This window comes from Desulfococcus sp., from assembly GCF_050178255.1.
Classification (GTDB): Bacteria; Desulfobacterota; Desulfobacteria; order Desulfobacterales; family Desulfococcaceae; genus Desulfococcus; species Desulfococcus multivorans.
Window position 1 is genome coordinate 1 of sequence record NZ_JBFXGG010000197.1, and the last position, 2,771, is coordinate 2,771.

Genomic DNA, 2,771 nt, shown 5'->3' on the forward strand with positions numbered 1-2,771 from the left:
ACACGGCAGCCTTGATGTCGGGAACGTCGAATGCCAGATAAACCCCGTTGTACCCCATAGCCTTAAACGCTCGGTTATGCATGGCCGGGGAAAGGCTGTGGGAAACGGGATGCCCGAAGATGCCGTAAAGGCGTGTGTTGATATCGATGTTCATCGTTTTGGCTTCACGTTTTTAGTGCTGTATCTCAATTTTCGCCTCTCGTCATCGTAACCGGAAGGAGGTGCCGGGAGGGTACGGCCTGCGCCCCTTCAGCCTTCAGTCTTCAGCCTCTCCCCTTCACCCCTCACTCGCCTTCGGATACGACCCAAGATGCTTCAAATACAGGCAAAGCTTCTTCATCTCCTCCAGGGTTTCGCTCACCGCGGCGTCTTCGATGTGCCCCTCCACGTCCACGAAGAAGAAGTAGCTCCAGTTCTCGTGCCTGGTGGGGCGGGACTCCAGCTTGACCATGTTGAGGCCGGCGTCGGACATGGGCTTGAGAACCTTGTAAAGCGCCCCGGGCACGTGGGAGGTGACGAACATCATGGATGTCTTGTCCCGTCCGGTGCGGTGCACCGCGTCACGGCCGATGACCAGGAACCGGGTGGTGTTGCGGGCCACGTCCTCGATGCGGGAGGCCACCACGGCGAGCTGGTACATCTGGGCCGCCTCCCTGGAGGCCACGGCGGCGGCGCCTTCGATCTCCGCAGCCTTCTGGGCGGCTCGGGCGGTGCTGTTGCACTCCTTCAGCACGGCGTCGGGCAGGTATTTCTGGAGCCACATCCGGCACTGGGCCAGGGCCTGGGGATGGGAATAAACGGTCCTGATCGCCTTGAGGCCGCCTGCCCTGGACAGGAGATCGTGGGAGATCTGAAGGTACCGCTCGGCGCAGATCTTGAGTTCGGACTCGAAAAACAGGTCCAGGGTGTGGTTGACCGCGCCCTCGATGGAGTTCTCCACCGGCACCAGCCCGTAGTGGGATTCGCCCTTCTCCACATCCCGGAACACGTCGCGGATGCTCGGCTGCGGCGCGTATTCCACGGAGGGGCCGAAATGGTTCATGGCCGCGATGTGGGTGAAGGTCGCCTCGGGGCCCAGGAAAGAGACCCGCTGGGGCCGCTGGAGCTGCCGCGAGGCCGCCATGATCTGGGTGAACAGGTGGATGAGCACCTTTTCATCGAGGGGCCCGCGGTTCCGGCGGAGGAGCCGCTCGAAGATCCGGCTTTCCCGGGAGCTGTCGAGCACCTGCCGCCCCTGTTCGGCCTTGATTCTGCCGACGTCCATGACCAGGCGAAGCCGTTCGTTGATCAACTCCAGGAGCTGATCGTCAATGGCGTCGATGGCCTTTCGACGGTCGTCGATCCGGGGGTCGACGTCAATCCCGGGAGCGCTCATGCAGCACCTCCTCCAGCTCCGATATCCGGATATCCTCGACAACCGCCTCGCCCACGGCCTTCAGCAGCACGAACTTGATGTGGTCTCCCGACCGCTTCTTGTCACGCTTCAGGGCGTCCAGTGCCTGTTGCGGATCCACGTCAAGGCGGGTGGGCAGCCCGAGGGCCTCGAGAAGATCCGTCAGCCGTTGGAGATCCGTTTGGCCCAGATACCCGCGGCGAACCGACAGCAGACCGGCCACCGCCATGCCGATGCTCACGGCTTCTCCGTGGGGAACGCCCGTGACCTTTTCCACGGCGTGGCCGAAGGTGTGGCCGAAATTGAGCTTTCGCCGAACGCCGCCCTCCCGCTCGTCCTGGTTGACGATATTCGCCTTGACGACGACGGCGTCGTAAACCATCCGTTCGACCACGGCCGGCTCGAGGGCCAGGGCGTCCTGCCGGCGGTCCTCAACGTACCGGAAGAGGGCCGGGTCGGCGATGGCGCCGTGCTTGACGATCTCGGCGAACCCGCACAGAAGGTCCGCCCGGGACAGGGTCTTGAGCATCTCCATGTCGCAGATGACAAAGGCGGGCTGGTTGAAGGTTCCCACCATGTTCTTGTACCCGGCGAAGTTGACGCCGTTCTTGCCGCCGACGCCGGCGTCCACCTGGGCCAGCAGGGTCGAGGGTGCGAAGCCGAATTGAACCCCCCGCAGATAGGTGGATGCGGCGAATCCCGACACGTCGCAGACAATGCCGCCGCCGATGCCGACGATCCATGTGGACCGGTCCGCCGCTATTTTGATCAGGCGTTCATATATGAATTCCACGGTCTTGAGGGTCTTGTTGCGCTCGCCGATCCCGATCTCGATGATCGGGCAGTCGGGAAACCTGTCTCCGTAAAGCGCCCTGACGGCAGGGTCGGTGATAATGACCGTTCGATCGACGGGTACGTATTGGTCAAGGTGAGAGAAGGACTCTCCCACCCTGAGGGTCGAATCGCCGGTGCTGCCGTGAATGTGAAGGGTTTTCATGGAATGCTCCTGGTCCGGGCGTCAGGCCGTCACGGCGACTTTGTAGCGTCCGTTCCCCGAAAGGGCCGCGTCCCCCGAATTTCCCCGGCGGGAACGCAGAAGCTGTTCGTGGGCGGATCGGATGAGGGCCTCGGTGGTTTCCCAGGAGATGCACGCATCGGTGATGGAAACGCCGTAGGCCAGCCTGCACGGGTCGTCGGTCAGTTTCTGGTTCCCCTCCCGGAGGTTGCTTTCCAGCATGAGGCCCACAATAGCGTCGTTGCCGTCCAGGCGCTGGTTGATGCAGTCCTGCCACACCCGGGCCTGGTTCTGGTATTTCTTGCTGGAGTTGGCATGGGAACAGTCGACGATGATGGCCTCCAGAAGGTTTTTCGCCCGGAG

Annotated in this window: 2 protein-coding genes and 2 pseudogenes; all 4 read right to left on the reverse strand. The window is 62.6% G+C overall.

All coding sequences use genetic code 11. The annotated features are described in order from the left end of the window. Positions 1-154: pseudogene (locus AB7S84_RS17125) on the reverse strand (shikimate dehydrogenase); the annotation flags it as partial. A gap of 123 nt (positions 155-277) precedes the next feature. Beyond that, positions 278-1,375: a prephenate dehydratase gene (gene pheA / locus AB7S84_RS17130; RefSeq protein WP_428156019.1), complete on the reverse strand. Its 1,098-nt coding sequence runs from the start codon at positions 1,373-1,375 to the stop codon at positions 278-280. After that, complete coding sequence (gene aroB, locus AB7S84_RS17135) at positions 1,356-2,390, reverse strand: 3-dehydroquinate synthase (protein WP_428156021.1); 1,035 nt, start codon at positions 2,388-2,390, stop codon at positions 1,356-1,358. The genes pheA and aroB overlap by 20 nt, the downstream gene beginning before the upstream one ends. Before the next feature lie 21 nt (positions 2,391-2,411). After that, positions 2,412-2,771, reverse strand: a pseudogene (locus tag AB7S84_RS17140) (3-deoxy-7-phosphoheptulonate synthase); the annotation flags it as partial.

Excerpts from the sequence above, each read along its gene's own strand:
- pheA (WP_428156019.1), bottom strand. The coding sequence starts at position 1,375 with ATGAGCGCTCCCGGGATTGACGTCGACCCCCGGATCGACGACCGTCGA.
- aroB (WP_428156021.1), bottom strand. The coding sequence starts at position 2,390 with ATGAAAACCCTTCACATTCACGGCAGCACCGGCGATTCGACCCTCAGG.